17 protein-coding genes and 1 riboswitch are annotated in these 20,271 nt (G+C 63.2%); of the genes, 8 read left to right on the forward strand and 9 right to left on the reverse strand.

Annotated elements, in window-relative coordinates; genetic code table 11:
- Positions 1-192 precede the first annotated feature (192 nt).
- From ACTJKM_RS24700 to ACTJKM_RS24720, 5 genes are all read right to left on the reverse strand, one after another.
- A complete protein-coding gene (locus ACTJKM_RS24700; protein ID WP_057254173.1) occupies positions 193-1,239 on the reverse strand; it encodes a quaternary amine ABC transporter ATP-binding protein in 1,047 nt (348 codons plus the stop codon).
- Complete coding sequence (locus ACTJKM_RS24705; RefSeq protein ID WP_057254175.1) at positions 1,232-2,143, reverse strand: ABC transporter permease; 912 nt, start codon at positions 2,141-2,143, stop codon at positions 1,232-1,234. Before ACTJKM_RS24705 ends, ACTJKM_RS24700 begins: the two co-directional genes overlap by 8 nt.
- Before the next feature lie 294 nt (positions 2,144-2,437).
- Complete coding sequence (locus ACTJKM_RS24710) at positions 2,438-3,436, reverse strand: ABC transporter substrate-binding protein (RefSeq protein ID WP_057254177.1); 999 nt, start codon at positions 3,434-3,436, stop codon at positions 2,438-2,440.
- Between the two features lie 340 nt (positions 3,437-3,776).
- Positions 3,777-4,037 (reverse strand): hypothetical protein, encoded by a 261-nt coding sequence (locus tag ACTJKM_RS24715; RefSeq protein ID WP_143032967.1) that lies wholly within the window; start codon positions 4,035-4,037, stop codon positions 3,777-3,779.
- Between the two features lie 186 nt (positions 4,038-4,223).
- Entirely contained in the window at positions 4,224-4,367 is a 144-nt protein-coding gene (locus ACTJKM_RS24720; RefSeq protein ID WP_093234608.1) for a hypothetical protein, read from the reverse strand.
- A gap of 250 nt (positions 4,368-4,617) precedes the next feature.
- Between ACTJKM_RS24720 and ACTJKM_RS24725 the strand changes: the two genes are divergently transcribed.
- Together ACTJKM_RS24725 and ACTJKM_RS24730 are read left to right on the forward strand one after the other, a co-directional pair.
- Positions 4,618-6,075 (forward strand): cobyric acid synthase, encoded by a 1,458-nt coding sequence (locus ACTJKM_RS24725; protein ID WP_058327065.1) that lies wholly within the window; start codon positions 4,618-4,620, stop codon positions 6,073-6,075.
- A 152-nt stretch (positions 6,076-6,227) separates the two neighbouring features.
- Positions 6,228-6,854: a class I SAM-dependent methyltransferase gene (locus ACTJKM_RS24730; RefSeq protein ID WP_058323196.1), complete on the forward strand. Its 627-nt coding sequence runs from the start codon at positions 6,228-6,230 to the stop codon at positions 6,852-6,854.
- Positions 6,855-6,894: 40 nt separating this feature from the next.
- On the opposite strand, the gene ACTJKM_RS24735 is transcribed toward ACTJKM_RS24730, so the two are convergent.
- Positions 6,895-9,126 carry an adenylate/guanylate cyclase domain-containing protein gene (locus tag ACTJKM_RS24735; RefSeq protein WP_440661164.1) on the reverse strand — a complete coding sequence of 744 codons (2,232 nt, stop codon included), beginning with the start codon at positions 9,124-9,126 and terminating at the stop codon, positions 6,895-6,897.
- A gap of 243 nt (positions 9,127-9,369) precedes the next feature.
- A riboswitch (cobalamin riboswitch) is annotated at positions 9,370-9,591 on the forward strand.
- A 362-nt stretch (positions 9,592-9,953) separates the two neighbouring features.
- On the opposite strand from ACTJKM_RS24735, the gene cobU reads away from it, so the two are divergent.
- The 5 genes from cobU to ACTJKM_RS24760 all read left to right on the forward strand — a co-directional run bounded on the left by cobU (position 9,954) and on the right by ACTJKM_RS24760 (position 16,631).
- Positions 9,954-10,478: a bifunctional adenosylcobinamide kinase/adenosylcobinamide-phosphate guanylyltransferase gene (gene cobU, locus ACTJKM_RS24740; protein ID WP_058327007.1), complete on the forward strand. Its 525-nt coding sequence runs from the start codon at positions 9,954-9,956 to the stop codon at positions 10,476-10,478.
- A gap of 3 nt (positions 10,479-10,481) precedes the next feature.
- The gene (gene cobW, locus ACTJKM_RS24745) at positions 10,482-11,546 is read left to right on the forward strand and encodes a cobalamin biosynthesis protein CobW (protein ID WP_058327006.1); all 1,065 of its coding nucleotides are present in this window, start codon (positions 10,482-10,484) and stop codon (positions 11,544-11,546) included.
- Positions 11,547-11,647: 101 nt separating this feature from the next.
- Entirely contained in the window at positions 11,648-15,409 is a 3,762-nt protein-coding gene (gene cobN / locus ACTJKM_RS24750) for a cobaltochelatase subunit CobN (protein ID WP_440661165.1), read from the forward strand.
- 152 nt (positions 15,410-15,561) lie between these two features.
- Positions 15,562-16,206, forward strand: a complete 645-nt coding sequence (gene cobO, locus ACTJKM_RS24755) for a cob(I)yrinic acid a,c-diamide adenosyltransferase (protein WP_057254188.1) — start codon at positions 15,562-15,564, stop codon at positions 16,204-16,206.
- Positions 16,206-16,631 carry an EamA family transporter gene (locus ACTJKM_RS24760; protein WP_057254189.1) on the forward strand — a complete coding sequence of 142 codons (426 nt, stop codon included), beginning with the start codon at positions 16,206-16,208 and terminating at the stop codon, positions 16,629-16,631. The genes cobO and ACTJKM_RS24760 overlap by 1 nt, the downstream gene beginning before the upstream one ends.
- Positions 16,632-16,676: 45 nt before the next feature.
- On the opposite strand, the gene ACTJKM_RS24765 is transcribed toward ACTJKM_RS24760, so the two are convergent.
- From ACTJKM_RS24765 to ACTJKM_RS24775, 3 genes are all read right to left on the reverse strand, one after another.
- Complete coding sequence (locus tag ACTJKM_RS24765) at positions 16,677-17,270, reverse strand: methyltransferase family protein (protein WP_058323192.1); 594 nt, start codon at positions 17,268-17,270, stop codon at positions 16,677-16,679.
- Between the two features lie 345 nt (positions 17,271-17,615).
- Positions 17,616-17,738 carry a hypothetical protein gene (locus ACTJKM_RS24770; RefSeq protein WP_280137728.1) on the reverse strand — a complete coding sequence of 41 codons (123 nt, stop codon included), beginning with the start codon at positions 17,736-17,738 and terminating at the stop codon, positions 17,616-17,618.
- Between the two features lie 730 nt (positions 17,739-18,468).
- Positions 18,469-19,254, reverse strand: a complete 786-nt coding sequence (locus tag ACTJKM_RS24775) for a TSUP family transporter (protein WP_058323191.1) — start codon at positions 19,252-19,254, stop codon at positions 18,469-18,471.
- A gap of 550 nt (positions 19,255-19,804) precedes the next feature.
- On the opposite strand from ACTJKM_RS24775, the gene ACTJKM_RS24780 reads away from it, so the two are divergent.
- Positions 19,805-20,239, forward strand: coding sequence for a cobalamin biosynthesis protein (locus tag ACTJKM_RS24780; RefSeq protein WP_057254195.1), 435 nt, complete (start codon positions 19,805-19,807; stop codon positions 20,237-20,239).
- Positions 20,240-20,271: the final 32 nt, after the last annotated feature.

Here is a 20,271-nt window from a genome sequence, read left to right on the forward strand (position 1 = left end):
CCGCAGGCGGAGCGAGGGGACGTGCCCGGTCGCCAACCGCCAGCCATTGGCTGGGGAGCTGGATGATCTTGTCAGGTTAGGGAATGCGGCCTTGCCGCGAGTCCCTTCTCCCCGTCAGAACGGGGAGAAGGTGCCGGCAGGCGGATGAGGGGCGCCTCGTCAGTTGGCGCGGCTGACCCCGATCATCCCGTTTCAAGCCGCCGCGCGATCCTCGTGGCTCGTTGGCGTGACCATGGCGGAGATGACGGTGGAAAGGTCGAGTGCACCGATCGGGCGGCCGTTGACGTCGACCACATGGGCGCTTGTGACTCGGGCAGCGGTCATCATGCGGGCGGCCGATTCCAGCACGGTGCCGGTCACGAGCGGTACGCCTTCGGCATTGCCCGAGAGCGGGCGCATGATCGTTTCGACATTGATCACCCGCCCACGGTTCACTTCCTTGACGAAAGCGGTGATGTAGTCGTCGGCCGGCGAAAGCACGATCTCCTGGCCGGTGCCCTGCTGCACCACGCGTCCGTCGCGCAGGATGGCGATCTTGTCGCCGAGGCGCAGCGCCTCGTCGAGGTCGTGGGTGATGAAGACGACGGTCTTCTTCAGTTCCTTCTGCAGGTCGAGAAGCACGGTCTGCATGTCGACGCGGATCAGCGGATCGAGCGCCGAATAGGCTTCGTCCATCAAGAGGATATCGGCATCGTTGGTGAGCGCGCGGGCAAGGCCGACGCGCTGCTGCATGCCGCCCGAAAGCTGGTTCGGATAGTGGTTCTCGAAGCCCTTGAGGCCGACGCGCTCGATCCAGCCGCGCGCACGCTTCTCGCTCTCCTTGCGCTCGATGCCCTGGATTTCGAGGCCGTAGACGGTGTTGTCGAGCACGGTACGGTGTGGCAGCAACGCGAATTTCTGGAACACCATCGCCGTCTTGTGGCGGCGGAATTCCCGGAGAGCGTCGTCGTTCATCTTGCAGACATCGACACCGTCATAAAGCACTTCGCCCGAGGTCGGGTCGATCAGCCGGTTGATGTGGCGGATCAGCGTCGACTTGCCGGAGCCGGAGAGACCCATGACCACCATGACGCCGCCGGCGGGCATGGAGATGTTGATGTCCTGCAGGCCGAGCACGTGGCCGTGCTTCTCGTTGAGCTCGGCCTTGCCCAAGCCTTTCTTGACGGCGTCGACAAAGTCGCCGCCGCGGGGTCCGAAGATCTTGTAGAGGTTCTTCACCTCGATCGCGTGACTAGCCATGGATAACCTCCGAGTGCTTTTGCAGCCGCTTGCCGAAGGCCTGGCTGGTACGGTCGAAAATGATGGCTATGCCGACAAGGGCAAAGCCGTTGAGGAAGCCGACGGTGAAGAACTGGTTGGCGATCGCCTGCAGCACGTTCTTGCCGAGGCCGCCGACGCCGATCATCGAAGCGACGACAACCATCGCCAGCGACATCATGATCGTCTGGTTGATGCCGGCCATGATGGTCGGCAAGGCGAGCGGCATCTGCACATTCTTCAGTTTCTGCCAGGACGACGAGCCGAAGGCGTCGGCCGCTTCCATCACTTCCTTGTCGACGAGACGAATGCCGAGATTGGTCAGCCGGATCATCGGCGGCACGGCGTAGATGACGACCGCGATGAGGCCCGGCACCTTGCCGAGGCCGAAGACCATGACGACAGGGATCAGGTAGACGAAACTCGGCATCGTCTGCATGACGTCGAGGATCGGGTTGATAAAGGCCTGCACCCGGTCCGAGCGCGCCATCAGAATGCCGATCGGAATGCCGATGACGATCGAGATGAGCGTGCAGACGGTGACCATCGCAAGCGTGACCATCGTGTCGTTCCAAAGCCCGACAAGGCCGATGGCGATCATCGACAGCGCCGTCCCGATGGTGACGTTGATGTTGCGGCTGCCGAAATAGACGACCGCCACCATGAGCACCAGGACCAGGATCCAGGGCGAGCCGACGAACAGGCTTTCGAGGTAGTTCAGGAACCATTGAAGCGGCTGGACCATCCTGTCGATGATGTCGCCATAGGACCGCACGAATCCCTTGAAGCCGTCGTCGACGGTCTTGCGAGCGAGCCGGATCGTGCCTTCGTCAATGGCAGGGAACTTGCAGAGCAAAGCTGGCAAGACACTGCAGATGGATGCCATATGTATCCCCTTCTTGGCCGGAAGTCTTTTGTCTCGCCGGTTGCGTCTCGGCATCGATTTGCGTCGATGCCTGCGCACACTGCTGGTGACCTCTTTGGGCCCGGCTCTTGAACTGTGTCAGCGAAATGTGGCGTCCGCTTTACTGTTTGCGACGCGGACGGCCTCGCTTCGCCGCCTCTGGAACGACGCGCGTTCGAACGGAACCCGCAAGAGCGCTGCATTGTCCCCGTTCCGATATCACAACCGGAACGGACAGGCGGCCGTCAGGGACGGCGCGCCTGCCCTTGTGTCGTGTCAGAGTGCCGCCTTGACCTTTTCGGCCACTTCCGGGCTCACCCACTGGGTCCACATGTCCGGGAACTCGGCGAGGAAGTGCTTGGCGCCATCCTCGTTGGTACCCTGGTTCTGGTCCATCCAGGCGAGAACCTTGTTGACGGTGCCGTTGTCCCACTTGCGCGCCTTGACGTAATCCATGGCGACGCCGGCCTTCTCGGAGAAGGACTTGGTCACGACCGTGTAGACGTCGGAAACCGGGTAGGAGTTGACCTTCGGTGTCGGGCAGTCCGGCACGGCGGTGCAGGCGTCCCAATCGGCCTTGTCGTGGTCGACGCCGAAGGAGAGGCGGGTCATTTCGTACTTGCCGAGAATGGCGGTCGGCGCCCAGTAGTAGCCGAGCCAGCCGGTCTTCTTTTCGAAGGCGTTGGCGATCGAGCCGTCAAGGCCGGCGGCCGAACCGGTATCGACCAGCAGGAAGCCGGCCTTTTCCGCGTCCAGTGCCCGATAGAGATTGGCGGTCGAGACCTGGCAGTTCCAGCCCGACGGGCAATTGTGAACGGCGGCCTTCGACGAATCTTCCGGCGACGGGAAGAGTTCCGGATGCTTCAGGGCGTCCTGCACCGTCTTGATGTCAGGATGCGCGTCTGCGAGGAATTTCGGGATCCACCAGCCCTCGATGCCGCCTTCGCTCAAGATCTTGGCGGCTTCGATCAGTCGGCCTTCCTTGATCGCGGCGTCGAGCGGCGTGCGCACGGCGTTGACCCAGAGTTCCGGCGCCATGTCGGGTTGCGACTTTTCGTTCATGGAAGCGAAGGTCGGCATGGTGTCGCCGGTGACCAGCGTCACGGTGCAGCCGTAACCGTTTTCGAGAATGAACTTGTCCACCTGGGCGGCGACGCCGGCGGAAGCCCAGTTCATTTCGGCAATGCTGACTTCACCGCATTCCGCAGCCTGCGCGGAACCCGCCAGAGCATAGAGGCCCGCGGCGAGAATGGTGGAAGCGAGGAGTTTCTTCATGTTGCAAGACCTCCCAGTCTTTATTTGCAGCCAATTTCCAAACGGGAACCCACGGCGGATGCCGAGCATCCTCCGTCACCCGGAGCAACTATGCAGCCTGGGGTTCGGCATCAAATTAAGCCAAGGTTCACCCTTGCTGCGGACGGTGCGGGAGTTCGTTTTCAGCCCTGGCCGCGGAACCCTGTCGCCAGCCAATCTCCTCTTATACCGCCAGCCAAGCCTAAGTATTCTCATTGAGAAATCAACCTCTTCAATCGGAACGTCGGGTCGCCGCCGCTCTTTACGCGTTCTGTCTGCGACATCGCCGGCGGGCGCTTTTTGAGCATGAGGAAGGCCGAATTTAAGCAATACCGACAATTCCTGCCGCAAAAAATGGCGCTATGCGCCACATCGTTCGAATCCCTGTCGAGATCCTGACGTTTCCTGTCGTGATTGCGTCACGGCGATTGTCGCGCATGTCGCGAAAAAAATTCAAAAAAAGCCGGAATTCATCTTTGGTTAAATCCTCAATAACCATCCGGTAACGATGTCCAGCTAATTGTTCTTCTCGCGGCGGGGGACTGCCGCGGGTCCGGATCAGGTAGTGCGTCCCGGATTTCAAGCGAACCTTCGGTGCGTTACCCCGAAGTGACCAGGCGTTTTTTTGGCGGCCGCATCCCTCTGTCGAGGTTGATGCGGCCTTCGCATTTCAGCACCATCCCGGACATAAAAAAACCGCCCCGGATGGGGCGGTGGAGGAGGCTCTGGGAGGAGAGCTCGAAGGGGCATCTACGCCCCGATCGCGGACCTAGCCGACGTTCGACGTACGGATGAAGCCGAGCGGGCCGAAGGGGGCGTCGACGACGAGGTTGCGCACGCGCGACTGGCTGGTCGGAACCTTGGAGTTCCAGGCGATCTGAACGAAGTTGGGCTTGCTGAAGATGTACAGCATGGACGTGAACCTTGAGAGGCCGGAGGCCTATCCCCCGGAGCTTGTTGCTATGCCGTTGATATAGGTGTGCGCCGCAACAAAATGAATGCCAAACTCGCCACGTGATGTCGCATTTTGGCTACCAGCCGCGGCATTTTCGACAAGCCTTGCGAAAGGCCGAAACAATGCGTGAGAAGCCTCGCTCAATTGCGGCGAAATCGTGTCGAAACAGACCTTTGCCGCTGACCGTTTCAGTGTTACCGATGGCCGCATGACACGCAGGATCATGTTGCAGGGAACCGGCTCGGATGTCGGAAAATCGGTACTGGTGGCGGGGCTCTGCCGGCTCGCCGCCAATCAGGGCTTAAAGGTCCGGCCGTTCAAGCCGCAGAACATGTCGAACAACGCCGCCGTTTCCGACGACGGCGGCGAGATCGGCCGGGCGCAATGGCTGCAGGCGCTGGCCGCGCGCGTGCCGTCGTCCGTGCATATGAACCCGGTGCTTCTGAAGCCGCAGTCCGATGTCGGCAGCCAGATCGTCGTGCAGGGTAAGGTGGCGGGGCAGGCCAAAGGCCGGGAGTACCAGGCGCTGAAGCCGAAGCTGCTTGGCGCCGTGCTGGAAAGCTTCGAACAGATCTCGGTCGGCGCCGATCTCGTGGTCGTGGAGGGCGCAGGCTCGCCGGCCGAGATCAACCTGCGCGCCGGCGACATCGCCAATATGGGCTTTGCGACACGCGCCGACGTGCCGGTCGTGCTCGTGGGCGATATCGACCGCGGCGGGGTGATCGCCTCGCTCGTCGGCACCCATGCGATCCTTTCGGACGAGGACCGGCGCATGGTCACCGGGTACCTCATCAACAAGTTCCGCGGTGACGTTACGCTGTTCGATGATGGCACCGCCGCCGTCAATCGATTCACCGGCTGGCCCTGTTTCGGCGTCGTGCCATGGCTGAAGGCAGCAGCCAGGCTGCCGGCAGAAGATTCGGTCGTGCTGGAGAAACTGACGCGCGGCGAGGGACGGGCGCTGAAGGTTGCCGTGCCGGTGCTGTCGCGAATCGCCAATTTCGATGACCTCGATCCGCTGGCCGCCGAGCCGGAGGTCGATCTCGTCTTCGTCCGGCCGGGCAACCCGATCCCCGCCGATGCCGGCCTCGTCGTCATCCCCGGGTCGAAATCGACCATCGGCGACCTCATCGATTTTCAGGCGCAAGGCTGGGATCGCGATCTCGAGCGCCATGTGCGCCGCGGCGGCCGTGTCATCGGCATTTGCGGCGGCTACCAGATGCTCGGCCGGCGCGTGACCGATCCTCTCGGTATCGAAGGCGGCGAGCGCGCCGTCGAGGGCCTCGGGCTTCTCGACGTCGAGACCGAGATGGCGCCGGAAAAGACGGTGCGCAACAGCCGCGCCTGGTCGCTGGAGCATGACGTGGCGCTTGAGGGCTACGAGATCCACCTGGGCAAGACGCAAGGGGCCGATTGCGACCGGCCTTCGGTGCGCATCGACAACCGTGCGGATGGCGCGCTTTCTGCCGACGGCCGGGTGATGGGCACCTATCTGCACGGGCTGTTCACGAGCGACGCCTATCGCACAGCACTTTTGCAGAGTTTCGGCATCGAAGGCGGGGCGAGCAACTACCGCCAGTCGGTGGACGCGGCGCTTGACGATGTCGCCGGCGAGCTGGAGGCGGTACTCGACCGGCGCTGGCTGGACGGGCTGCTTGGCAGATAGCCGAAGAAGGGGGCGTCAGCGGAGATCGTCGGGATCCGGGCGACAGAAGGGACCAGCCTCAAACCCCAGCATCTTCCACCGTTCCGCTGTAGAATTCACTGGGAAGAAAGGAGCGCTCAACTACGGCCGCGCGCTCGGAGACAGGTGTTGCAATGCAGGACGAAACCAGACGAGCCCATTGGGACAAAGCCTATCAATCGAAAGGCGAAGCGGGGGTCAGCTGGTTCGAAGATGCGCCCGCCGTTTCGCTCGATCTCATCCGCAGGCACGTGACGATCGCCACCGCGTCGCTGATCGATGTCGGCGGCGGCGCCTCGCGGCTGGTGGATGCGCTGCTCGACGAGGGCATGAAATCAGTTACGGTGCTCGATCTGTCGCCGGCGGCGCTCGATGCCGCCAGGGCAAGGCTCGGGCTGCGGGCCGACGCGGTCCACTGGGTTGCGGCCGATGTGACCGCGTGGCGGCCGGATCGGACCTACGACATCTGGCACGACCGCGCCGCCTTTCATTTCCTGACCGATCCGGACGACCGGGCTGCCTATATCGAGCGCCTGACGGCGGCCGTCGCGCCTGGCGGGTACGCGGTTATCGCCACCTTCGCGCCCGATGGTCCGGAGCGCTGCAGTGGCCTACCGGTGGTGCGCTACGATCCGGCGGCACTCGCCGAAGTGATCGGACCGTCCTTCCGGCTTGTCGAGCATGTCAAGCACCAGCACACGACCCCGTGGAATTCGACCCAGGCCTTCCAGTTCAGCGTGCTGCAGCGGGTGACGCACTAGGGCCGCAACCGGTTTGGCGCCTGCGTCGCTTCTGCCATGGCTAGCGCACCTGCGAGAAGGTGAAGGCTCTGTCGCCATGGTACCAGATGAACTCGTTTTCCCGGGCGCTCAGTCCTCCGGGGTTCCGCGAGACCACCCCACAAAGGTTCGTCGTTTTCAGCCACAGGAAACAAACCTCGTCCTTCTCGAACCGGACCTCGACGTTGCTCATCCTGCCGGCGCCGAGCGAAGCCCAGTCTCCCGTCAAGGTGGCGATGCCCTCGGGCGAAACGACAGCTTCTTGTTCCTCGCCCGAATCCAGCATGCGTCCACGCAACCGGTGCCCGAAGAACAACGAACGGAGCTCATCGGCTGGCAGCCTGTCGCGAATGCTGACGTCGGTGTTCATCAGGGTCTCAGGCACGCCCGCCAGACGCAGTCCCTGATAGAGCTTCTCGCTGGCATGCGGCTGCGCCAGGTCCAGCGGCGGGCGCTCTGAAATGCAGACGGGCGTTCCGCCACGGCTGATGCGAAGCGCGTCGTAGCGGGCGACTGCCGCCTCAGCCTCCGCGCGGTGACCGAGATGTCCGGCGGCAGAGGCAAGGAGAAGGAAAGGACCGTCATCCTGGGGGTTGAGTGCGATACTGCTTTTCGCCGCTGCCGCTGCCGCTTCGAAATCCTCCAGGCTGAACTGCGTCAGGCCGAGGACGTACAGGAAGAAGGACGGGGAGTGCGGATCGAGGCGGATCGCCGTGCGGATATAGGGCAGGGCCTCCGCCGGCCGGCCGGCGGATGTCAGCACGAAGGCCGTCAATGCGTAGCTCCAGGAGTCGCCGGGTTCCAGCGCGATCGCTTCCTTAAGGTCTGCGAGCGCGTCGGCATGCCGCCAATCCGCTTCGGCAAGGAGGGCCGCTGCCTGATAGGTGAGTGCCGTCTTATGTTTCTGCGCCATCCGCAGAAACTGCCGCGCCTTGGCTCGCGCCTCGAAGCGCGTGATGCCCAGCTGATAGTGCCAGCGCCACAGATAAATGCGCGCATAGACCATGGCTGCGGCGGCATAGGCACGTCCATAGGCGGGATCGAGCGCAATCGCCTGGTCGAAGTAGGGCAGTGCCTTCGCGAAGTCTTCGGGCGTGGTGCGCCGGTGATGCTCCCAGCCGCGCAGGAACGCATCAAAGGCCGCCGGCACGGCCGTTTCCTTGCGCCCGAAGGCCATCTGCTGGTCAGGGTCCAGCCGCAACGCAAGCGCTTCGGCAATGCCGCGCATCACTTCGTCCTGCAGCGCAAAGGCGTCGGTGAGCGATCCGTCGAACTTTCCGGCCCAGACGTGTCCGCCATCAAGGGAATCTATGAGCTGAGCATTGATGCGAAGCTGCTCTCCGGCACGCTGGACGCTGCCTTCAAGCACATATCGGACACCGAGCTCTTCCGACACCTGCCTGGCTGTCACCGACTTGCCCTTGTAGGTGAACGTCGAGTTGCGCGCGATGACGAACAGGCCGGAGATCTGGGCCAGTTCGGTGATAAGGCCGTCGGTCATGCCATTGGCGAAAAATTCCTGCTTGGGGTCATCGCTGACATTGGCAAACGGAAGCACGGCGATCGAGGGCTTGTCTGCCTGGCTGAAGTCCACGGCCTGAGCCGGTCGGATGTCGGCAGGCGGCTGCCACGGGCGCCACCAGGCGGCACCGACGGCGGCTGCGAATGCCAGGGCAGATGCCGCGGCCAGCGCGACCCAGCGTCTTCCACGGTGTGCTTTGGCCTTCGGCTTGCCGGCGTGGGCTTCGTCCAGCCAGAGACGGTAGGTCCGAACCGGTTTTTCGACGTGTTTCAGGCGTTGCTCGCCGAGAAAGACGAAACCGACGTCGAGGTGCTTCTCGACCTGGTCATAGGCGGTGCCGGAGATGACGATGCCGCCCGGTTCGGCCAGGCTCTGCAGGCGCTCGGCGATGATGACGCCATCGCCGTGAATGTCGTCGCCCTCGACGATCACGTCGCCAAGATTGATGCCGATGCGAAATTGCAGCCGCCCCGCGTCCACGCCGCGACTTTCAGATTTGGCGCGCTGCACCTCGACCGCACATCGGACCGCCTCGACGACGCTGTGGAACTCGACCAGCAGGCCGTCGCCCATGGTCTTGATCAACCGGCCGCGATGCGTCTCGATGCTTTGTTCGAATAGTTCGTGCAGGTCGGCCTGAAAGCGGGCGCAGGTACCCTCCTCGTCGGCCTGGGTAAGCAGCCCATAGCCGCAAACGTCGGCAATCATCACGGCGGCGAGCCTGCGTTCCATGTGCCTACCGGATAAACGAAGCCCCTCGGGTCGGTTGCGGGATGGTTCAGCGACCTTTGCGCGTCCATAGGACGCGCGGCGCTGCAGTTTAACGCAACATCTGTAATTGCTAAAATATGTTCGTTCGCGATCTGCCATTCGCCTAATGTCCGGTGCGGCTTCGCGCTCGACAAATCGTCGCGCGACGCAAGTCGGCCGGGGAGGTGTCGCAAGCGTCGATTGACTTTGCGGCGCCCGCTTCCTAATCATCGGATGTTGGATGGTTCCCCCTTGTCGTGGCGATCGGGGGGAATAATTGGGAATGTGACGGATGGACCCAAATCGGGCATCCTTATCGCAGCCGACCCCGCGACTGTAGAACGGTCAGGGTTCGCCATCGGGTTCAGAATCGGGCTGTCAGCCGATTGCATGGGGCAATCGAAGCAGGTCGGGATCGAGCCGGAAAAGCCACTGGCGTGGCATCGTGATCAGCCGGGTTGGACGCCTCTTCTTCTACGAATCGTCCGCCTTTCACGAAGCCGCCCACAGCGCCGCGCGTCGGAGACGACGCGCAAAGGTTCGCTGTGGCACCGGAAAGCGCCGGGAAGGTGAGGCGGGCCGCTCGGGTCCTGACATCGGAACCTCGTCCATTCTGAGCGAGGCGATGTGGGGCCTCGTGACGCCGTGAGCCAGGAGACCTGCCACCCGACATGGGCATTCCGCCCGAGGAGACGTGTCGTCTCCAACGCCATCACGGAGGTTGTTTTGGCTCTCAGATACTTTCCCGAACGCGCCGCCGGCGCGTCGAACGGCTGTTGCCATCTGCCGCTGACCTTGGCGCGGTCGCGATGAGCAATCCCAGCGCCGGACCCGTTCTGGTCCTCGGCGGCGCCCGTTCCGGCAAATCCAGCTTTTCCGAGAAGCTCGTCGAAGCGTCCGGTCTCACCAAACATTATGTCGCCACCGGCCGCGCCTGGGACGACGAAATGCGCGCGCGCATCGACCATCACAAGATGCGCCGCGGCGAAGGCTGGACGACGCATGAGGAGCCGGTCGATCTCGTCGGCATCCTCAGTCGCATCGATAATCCCGATCACGTCGTGCTGATCGACTGCCTGACGCTGTGGGTCACCAATCTCATGCTCGAGGAGCGCGACATCGAGGCGGAGTTCGCAGCGCTCGCCGCCTACCTGCCGCAGGCGCAGGCGCGCCTCGTTTTCGTTTCCAACGAGGTCGGCCTCGGCATTGTGCCCGAGAACCGCATGGCGCGCGAGTTTCGCGACCATGCCGGCCGGCTTCACCAGATCGTTGCGGAGAAATCCGCTGAAGTTTACTTTGTCGCGGCCGGTTTGCCGCTGAAAATGAAGGGTTGAATAATGACCACTGCGAGAACCAGCCACGGCAAGATCCCGGCGACTGTCATCACCGGCTTCCTCGGCGCCGGCAAGACGACGATGATCCGCAATCTGTTGCAGAACGCCGACGGCAAGCGCATCGCGCTGATCATCAACGAGTTCGGCGATCTCGGCGTCGACGGCGACGTCTTGAAGGGCTGCGGTGCGGAGGCCTGCAGCGAGGACGACATCATCGAACTTACCAATGGCTGCATCTGCTGCACCGTGGCCGATGATTTCATCCCGACCATGACCAAGCTGCTCGAGCGCGAAAACCGCCCGGATCATATCATCATCGAGACCTCGGGCCTGGCTTTGCCGCAGCCGCTGATCGCCGCCTTCAACTGGCCGGATATCCGCAGTGAAGTCACCGTCGATGGCGTCGTCACCGTGGTCGACAGCGCTGCCGTTGCCGCCGGCCGCTTTGCCGATGACCATGACAAGGTCGATGCGCTGCGCGTCGAGGACGACAATCTCGACCATGAAAGCCCGATCGAGGAACTGTTCGAGGATCAGTTGACCGCTGCCGACCTGATCGTGCTCAACAAGACCGATCTGATCGACGCGTCCGGCCTCAAGGCGGTACGCGACGAGGTTTCCTCGCGCACCAGCCGCAAGCCGACCATGATCGAGGCGAAGAACGGCGAGGTGGCCGCCGCCATCCTGCTTGGCCTCGGCGTCGGCACCGAAAGCGATATCGCCAACCGCAAGTCGCATCACGAGATGGAGCATGAGGCGGGCGAGGAGCACGACCATGACGAGTTCGACAGCTTTGTCGTCGAGCTCGGCGCCATCGCCGATCCGGCCGCCTTCATCGATCGCCTCAAGGGCGTGATATCAGAGCACGACGTGCTGCGTCTCAAGGGTTTTGCCGATGTGCCTGGCAAGCCGATGCGCCTGCTGATCCAGGCGGTCGGTGCCCGCATCGACCAGTATTACGATCGCGCCTGGGCGGCCGGCGAAAAGCGCGGCACGCGTCTCGTCGTCATCGGCCTGCACGACATGGACGAGGCGGCGGTTCGCGCTGCGATTGCTGCGCTCGTCTGATCGTTCATTGAATGAAATGATCTAACGCATTGAAATAACGCAATTCCGGACGGAAGCCGCTTCACGCGTTTCCGTTCGGAATTGCCCGAACGGACAAGACCATGCATCTGCTTCTCGCCCAGAAAGGAACGATCGCCGACGGCAACGAGGCGATCGACCTTGGGCAAACGCCGGCCGACATCCTGTTCCTGTCTGCCGCCGACACCGAGCTCTCCTCGATCGCCGCCGCCCACGGCCGGCGTGACGGTGGCCTGAGCCTGCGCATTGCGAGCCTGATGAACCTGATGCATCCGATGTCGGTCGACACCTATGTCGAGCGCACGGCGCGTCATGCGAGGCTGATCGTCGTCCGGCCGCTCGGTGGCGCCAGCTATTTCCGCTATCTGCTCGAAGCCTTGCATGCGGCCGCCGTCACCCACCGTTTCCAGATCGCGGTGCTGCCGGGCGACGACAAGCCGGACCCGGGCCTTGAACCGTTTTCTACGGTTGAGGCCGATGACCGCCAGCGGCTCTGGGCCTATTTCAACGAGGGCGGCGCCGACAATGCCGGCCTGTTCCTCGACTATGCCGAGGCGCTGGTTTCAGGCGCCGAGAAACCGCAGCCGGCCAAGCCTTTGCTGAAAGCCGGCATCTGGTGGCCGGGGCGGGGCGTGATCGGGGTTTCGGATTGGTTGAGTGTTGTGGGGGCTGGAGCCCCCGCATGCGCAAATCCCACCATCGCCATCTGCTTCTACCGCGCCCTCGTCCAGAGCGGCGAGACGCGGCCGGTCGAAGCGCTGATCGATGCGCTGAAGGTGCAAGGGGTTCGGGCACTGCCGGTCTTCGTCTCCAGCCTCAAGGATGCGGTCTCCGTCGGCACGCTGCAATCGATCTTTTCCGAAGCCCCACCCGACGTGGTGATGAATGCCACCGGCTTTGCCGTTTCTTCGCCCGGCGCCGATCGTCAGCCGACGGTGCTGGAATCAACCGGCGCGCCGGTGCTGCAGGTGATCTTCTCCGGCTCATCACGGCAGCAATGGGAGACATCGCCGCAGGGGCTGATGGCGCGCGATCTGGCGATGAACGTGGCGCTACCGGAGGTCGATGGCCGCATCCTTGCGCGCGCCGTCTCGTTCAAGGCGGCGTCGATCTACGATGCGAAAGTCGAGGCTAACATTGTCGGGCATGAGCCGCTCGAAGATCGGGTGCGTTTTGCCGCCAGCCTTGCCGTCAACTGGGCGAAGTTGCGTCGCACCGAACCCGCCGACCGGCGGATCGCCATCGTCATGGCCAATTATCCGAACCGCGACGGGCGCCTCGGCAATGGCGTCGGTCTCGACACACCGGCCGGCACCGTCGAAGTGCTGCGTGCCATGACGGCAGAAGGCTATGCGGTGGGCGACGTCCCGGAGGATGGCGACGCGCTGATGCGTTACCTGATGGCCGGGCCGACCAATGCGGCAGGCCGTGATCGTGAAATTAGAGAAACAATTTCGCTCAGCGATTACAACGCCTTCTTCGATTCGCTTCCGAAACAGATTCAGGATGAAGTTGGCGGCCGTTGGGGCGCGCCCGAGGCCGATCCGTTCTTCCTCGACGGCGCCTTCGCGCTGCCGCTCGCCCGCTTCGGCGATGTCATCGTCGGCATCCAGCCGGCGCGCGGCTACAACATCGATCCGAAGGAAAGCTACCACTCGCCGGACCTGGTGCCGCCGCATGGCTATCTCGCCTTCTATGCCTTCCTGCGCCATCAGTTCGGCGCGCAGGCGATCGTGCATATGGGCAAACACGGCAATCTCGAATGGCTGCCGGGCAAGGCGCTGGCGCTGTCTGAGACGTGTTACCCCGAGGCGATCTTCGGGCCGCTGCCGCATATCTATCCGTTCATCGTCAACGATCCGGGCGAAGGCACGCAGGCCAAGCGCCGCACCAGCGCCGTCATCATCGACCACCTGACGCCACCGCTCACGCGCGCTGAATCCTACGGGCCGCTCAAGGACCTCGAGGCGCTGGTCGACGAATATTACGACGCCGCCGGCGGCGACCCGCGACGGCTGCGGCTCTTGAGCCGCCAGATCCTCGACCTCGTGCGCGACATCGGCCTCGACAGCGATGCCGGTATCGACAAGGGCGACAGCGACGACAAGGCGCTGGAAAAGCTCGACGCCTATCTCTGCGACCTCAAGGAAATGCAGATCCGCGACGGCCTGCACATCTTCGGCGTGGCGCCGGACGGGCGCTTGCTGACCGATCTGACCGTGGCACTGGCCCGCGTTCCGCGCGGGCTTGGTGAAGGCGGGGACCAGAGCCTGCAGCGGGCGATCGCGGCGGATGCGGGGTTCGCCTTCGACCCGCTCGATTGCGTCATGTCGGACGTCTGGACCGGCGTAAAACCATCGATCCTCACCGATATCTCCGACGCCCCCTGGCGCACCAACGGTGACACCGTCGAACGCATCGAGCTCCTCGCCGCAAGCCTCGTCTCGGGTGAGCAGCCTTGCCCAGCGGACTGGACCCACACGCAAGCCGTGCTCGACGAAATCGAGACGCGTCTCAAGCCCTCGATCTCCGGCTCCGGCGCTGCCGAAATGGCGGGCTTTCTCACCGGCCTCGACGGCCGCTTTGTCGCCCCCGGTCCTTCCGGCGCGCCGACCCGCGGCCGCCCGGACGTGCTGCCGACGGGGCGCAACTTCTACTCCGTCGACAGCCGCGCCGTGCCGACACCTGCCGCCTATGAGCTCGGCAAAAAATCCGCCGAACTGCTGATCCGCCGCTACCTGCAGGATCACGGCGAGTGGCCTTCCTCCTTTGGCCTCACCGCCTGGGGCACGGCGAACATGCGCACCGGCGGCGACGACATCGCCCAGGCGCTGGCGCTGATCGGCGCCAAGCCCGTCTGGGACATGGTTTCACGCCGGGTCACGGGCTACGAGATCGTGCCGCTTGCCATGCTCGGCCGGCCGCGCGTCGACGTAACGCTGCGCATTTCCGGTTTCTTCCGCGATGCCTTCCCGGACCAGATCGCCCTCTTCGACAAGGCGATCCGCGCCGTCGGCGCGCTGGAGGAGGACGATGCCGACAACATGATCGCCGCGCGCATGCGGGCGGAAAGCCAGCGGCTGGAGGCAGAAGGCGTCGAGGCTCAAGAGGCCGCGCGTCGCGCCTCCTATCGCATCTTCGGCGCCAAGCCCGGAGCCTATGGCGCAGGCCTGCAGGCGCTGATCGATGAGAAAGGCTGGGACAGCAGAGCCGATCTCGCCGAGGCGTACCTCACCTGGGGCGCCTACGCCTATGGCGCCGGCGAAGAGGGCAAGGCCGAACGCGATCTCTTCGAGGAGCGGCTGCGCACCATCGAAGCGGTGGTGCAGAACCAGGACAACCGCGAGCATGACCTGCTCGACAGCGACGACTATTACCAGTTCGAAGGCGGCATGAGCGCTGCCGCCGAGCATCTCGGTGGCACCAGGCCGGCGATCTACCACAACGACCATTCCCGGCCGGAAAAGCCGGTCATCCGCTCGCTGGAGGAAGAGATCGGCCGCGTCGTTCGGGCGCGCGTCGTCAATCCCAAGTGGATCGATGGCGTCATGCGCCACGGCTACAAGGGCGCCTTCGAGATCGCCGCCACCGTCGACTACATGTTCGCCTTTGCCGCGACCACCGGTGCGGTGCGCGACCATCACTTCGAGGCCGCCTATCAGGCCTTCGTCGTCGACGAGCGGGTGGCGGAGTTTCTGCGCGACAAGAACCCCGCCGCCTTTGCCGAGCTTGCCGAGCGGCTGCTGGAAGCGATCGACCGCAATCTCTGGACCCCGCGCTCGAACTCGGCGCGGTTTGAACTTGGTGGCAGCGCCGCCACCCGGCTTCGCGCCGGCAACGAATAGAGCAGCTCCGGGCACGGTTTTCCGTCCGGAATTGCCTGGAAGCAAAGACTTGGGTTCCGTTTCGCGTTCAGTGAAATACGGAAAAGGAACAGATGCGGGATCAGAGCTGCGGTTTTGCATCGATCCCGCCAACCGGAATTGAGGGAGTTATCATGAGCGATGAGACGACAAACAGCGGCGAACCTGTTGCCGAGAAGGACGATGCCCGCCACGCCATGAAGATGGCGAAGAAGAAGGCCGCCCGCGAAAAGATCATGGCGACGAAGACCGACGAGAAGGGCCTGATCATCGTCAACACCGGCAAGGGCAAGGGCAAGTCGACCGCCGGTTTCGGCATGATCTTCCGCCATATCGCCCACGGCATGCCCTGCGCCGTCGTGCAGTTCATCAAGGGCGCCATGGCAACGGGCGAGCGCGAACTGATCGAAAAGCATTTCGGTGACGTCTGCCAGTTCTACACGCTCGGCGAAGGCTTTACCTGGGAAACGCAGGACCGCGCGCGTGATGTGGCGATGGCGGAAAAGGCCTGGGAAAAGGCGAAGGAACTGATCCGCGACGAGCGCAACTCGATGGTGCTGCTCGACGAGATCAATATCGCGCTGCGCTACGACTATATCGACGTTGCCGAAGTCGTTCGCTTCCTGAAGGAAGAGAAGCCGCATATGACCCACGTGGTGCTCACCGGCCGCAACGCCAAGGAAGACCTGATCGAGATTGCCGATCTCGTCACCGAGATGGAGCTGATCAAGCATCCGTTCCGCTCTGGCATCAAGGCGCAGCAGGGCGTCGAGTTCTGATGAGCCAGAGCTGGCAGTTCTGGGCGCTGCTTTCGGCAGCCTTCGCTGCCCTGACGGCTGTGTTCGCCAAGGTCGGGGTCGCGCAGATCAACTCCGACTTCGCGACGCTGATCCGCACCGTCGTCATCCTCTGCGTGCTCGCCGGCATTGTGGCTGCGACCGGGCAGTGGCAGAAACCTTCGGAAATCCCGGGCCGCACCTGGCTGTTCCTGGCACTGTCCGGCCTTGCCACGGGCGCTTCGTGGCTTGCCTATTTCCGGGCGCTGAAACTCGGAGACGCCGCCCGCGTGGCGCCGATCGACAAGCTGTCGATCGTCATGGTCGCGATCTTCGGTGTTCTCTTCCTCGGCGAAAAACTCAACCTGATGAACTGGCTCGGCGTCGTGTTGATTGCCGCTGGGGCGCTGCTTTTGGCGGTGTTTTAAAGTCCGGCCGCGTTCGCACAATGTGAGCCGCGCGAATGGTCGAAGTCAGATCCACCGGCGGACACGCCCGCAATAGGCACTGTATGCCTCGCCAAAAACGCGGGAGAGGTGGGTTTCCTCCATGCGGATCTGGTAGGAGATCGAGATCCAGGCGGAACGCGCCAGCGCCACCGAGACGACGTTGGGCACCGCCAGCACAGTGCCGATCAGCGCCGTGACCATGCCGACATAGATCGGGTTGCGCGAGAAGGCGTAGAGGCCTGAGGTCACGAGCGGCGCGTCCTGTTTCTCAGGGATGCCGATCTTCCAGGAACGGCGCATCGCCGATTGCGACAGCATGGTCAGCCCGCCGCCGAGGGCCATCAGCACGAGGCCGATCGCGGCGATGGACGGCGTGTCCAGGGCCGGGATGCGGCCGAATCCCGCGTCGACAACCTGCGGAAAGGCGGCGACCGCCAGCAGGTGAACCACCAGCGCCGCCACGATCACGCGAAAGAGTTTGCCTGCAAACCCCTCGGCATCGTCGCCATAGGTCAGCACGACGGGTGAGCGGCCGGATTGAACGCGGCGCAGCGCTGCCAGCGCCAGCGTGAACAGGCCGACGATAAGCATCAGGATGGCGGGCAGGGTGGTGAACATTGGAACCTCTGGGCAACGACAGGGGGACGCTTGCGGCCGGGCGCCTGTCTCACAGTCTCTGGCTCGCCCGACTTCCGCGACGCATTTCCTGCAAGTTGCAATCTCTAGCGGCTAGAGGTTCAAGGGGGTGCGCACTCGACTTTCGTTTTGGTTAGCGCATTTTGTATCAGCGAGTGTCGATGACAGGGAATGCTCGTCAGGCCCTAGGGAGGATTTCACCGCCATATCCGCACATTGCCTAGATTCAGACATCGCCCCATGACCACCCAATGACCGACATCTATGCGCAGGGTGGTCGCCTTCAGTTTCCAGGAAGCGATCCTGCGTTGGCCGTCCTGATCGTTCTTAGTGGTCCGAGAGTTCCTCGGCCGTTGCGGCAATCTCGGAGTTGCCGAACGTGCCGTCGACATACTTGAAAACAAGTATACTCATGATCGAGGCGACTATTGCAATCACGACTATACGCATTCGGCTTTCCCGGTGGTCGTTGCGATCTACAGCAACACCCGGCGAAGGCCTTGGTTCCTCCATCTAGTCTAGTTGGCAGGAACAATTGCAGGCGTCGGCGATGGGGCGGTCTCCAAATCCGGCCGAACCGCCAGAATGCTTATTACGAGAGCGACGAGAACGCAGATGAGCATGAGGAAGGCGATACCAGCTTTGTCCATGCCCCGACATCAGACGTTTAATGTGGGCAAATCGAGGCGGCGGCACAGCCGCGTTTAGGGTTGCCCTCTGTGCGGGGGGCCTTGATGAGGCTTCTGGAAGCACGCATATAGATGCCCACATTGTTTAGATCGCGGGTGTACCTTGAAGACCGTTGCTAGAGTTGCGTTTGCTATCGCATCGCTTTTGATAATCGCATCATGCAGTGAAACCGGCCCAGCCCAAACGACCAAGGCGAGCGCATCCGCGGTCCAGCAGGCAGCCAAAGCAAAGGCGGCTCCCACGCCGAAGATGAGCCGAAAGCAGAGAGCCGCAGCGGAAGCTGAGGCAAAGGCGCGTGCAGAAGCGCGCAGTCCTCGGCAATGCAAGACCCCCAAACAGATATGTGGTTACGGCGCCGGGCCAGCAGGCGAAGAATGCTCATGCTGGTCGACCACAGGCGCGCCCGACGTTGGTGTGACAGTCAAGTGACGTTCACTTAAGTCGCGGCATCTGGTTCCAGTCTAGGAGAGCCAGGAACGCGCGCCGGGACTCAAAGCCCCAGCCAGATTCTGAGCGGATGCATCGGATCTGCCAACAGCCGGATGGCGAGTGCGATCGAGACGATGACGAGCAGCGGCTTGATGATCTTGGCGCCCTTGGCCATGGCATAGCGCGAGCCGACCTGGGCGCCGAGAAACTGGCCGACGCCCATCATCAGGCCGACCTTCCAGAGAATGGCGCCGAAGAAGAGGAAGATGCCAAAGGCGCCGACGTTGGAGCCGAAGTTGAGGAACTTCGTATGCGCCGTGGCCTTCAGCACGCCGAAGCCGGCCAGCGTGACGAAGCCGAGCATGAAGAAGGAGCCGGTGCCGGGACCGAAGACGCCGTCGTAAAAGCCGATCAGCGGCACAAGTGTCAGCGTAAACACGAAGGGCGTGATCCGACGGTGCTGGTCGACGTCGCCCATGTTCGGCTTCAGCCCGAAATAGAGCGCAATGGCGATCAGCAGGAAGGGCAGCACGGCCTTCAGCACGTCGCCTGGAACGATGGTTGCAAGCAGCGCCCCCAGCACGGAGCCTGCCGCCGACATCAGCGCCATCGGCAATTGCTCTTTCAGGTTCACGTGACCGCGCCGCGCATAGGAAAGGCTTGCCGAACCCGAGCCGAACAGCCCCTGCAGCTTGTTGGTGCCGAGCGTTTGCAGCGGCGGAATGCCGGCAATCAGCATGGCGGGAATGGTGATCATGCCGCCGCCGCCGGCGATCGAATCGATGAAGCCGGCGATGAAGGCGGCAACGAACAAGAAGGCGAGCAGGTGGAAGGCGAGATCTTGCACGGGAGGGACTCGGGGAGAGGGAGACGTATGGAGGTTTTGCCGCCTTGTGTCAGAGCCGGCCACGATTTGCAAAGCCTTCTGTTGCGGCGTTGTTGGCCGCCCGGGCGGACGACCTTCGAATCTTTCGCGGAATCAAAAGCTTGTCCTGAGTCGCCGTGTTTCTGGATGGAGGCGCCGGCAATCGTGGGATGATCGGAAACGGCCGTCATCGCGATCCGCCGGGCAACTGTGCGCCTTCGTCAATCGCGACATGGCGATGGCGCAATCCGGTTTGACCGGTCTCACGCGCTCCGGTAAAAATGACGGATATGCGACGGCGTCCGCTTCGGCGGACTGAAAGAGCGTCCGGTGCGGCCGACCCAGCCAGGGGGCCATCAGCCGGTGCTGTCCAGATCGGCCGGAACGGTTCGTTCCAGCCGGCGCTTCGTTAAGGAAAACCGACGAAGGGAGCCGGCCGCCGATGCCATCGGTTAGCGGATCAAAGCAATTCCAGCAAAAGTGCGCAGCGGTTTTGCGTCCGGAATCGCGTGAAAATAACGTTCTGGCACAAATGAAAGAAGAGGCCGGGCTGGTGCTCGGGCTCGGCTGCGAGCGCCGCACGCCGGCCGAAGAGGTGATCGCGCTTGCCGAACGCGCTTTGGCTGACGCCGGTGCCAGTGCCGGCGATCTGAGGCTGGTCGCCTCGCTCGATGCCCGCGCCGAGGAACCGGCGATCCTTGCGGCCGCGAAGCATTTCTCCGTTCCTGCAGTCTTCTACGACGCGGCCACGCTAGAGGCCGAAGCCTCCCGGCTCGCCAATCCGTCCAAGATCGTCTTTGCCCACACCGGCTGTCACGGCGTGGCCGAAGGGGCAGCGCTTGTTGGCGCCGGACGCGAAGCGGTGCTGATCGTGCCGAAGATCGTCTCCGCGCATGCGACGGCGGCGCTTGCCGGGCCGGCGGCATTGCGTGTTGAAGGGTGCCGTCAGGCGGCGGGAGTCGTCTGATGCGCTTCTATGTTGTTGAATTGAATCAATCT

Source organism: Ensifer sp. 22460 (assembly GCF_052044935.1).
In the GTDB taxonomy this organism is placed as follows: domain Bacteria; phylum Pseudomonadota; class Alphaproteobacteria; order Rhizobiales; family Rhizobiaceae; genus Ensifer.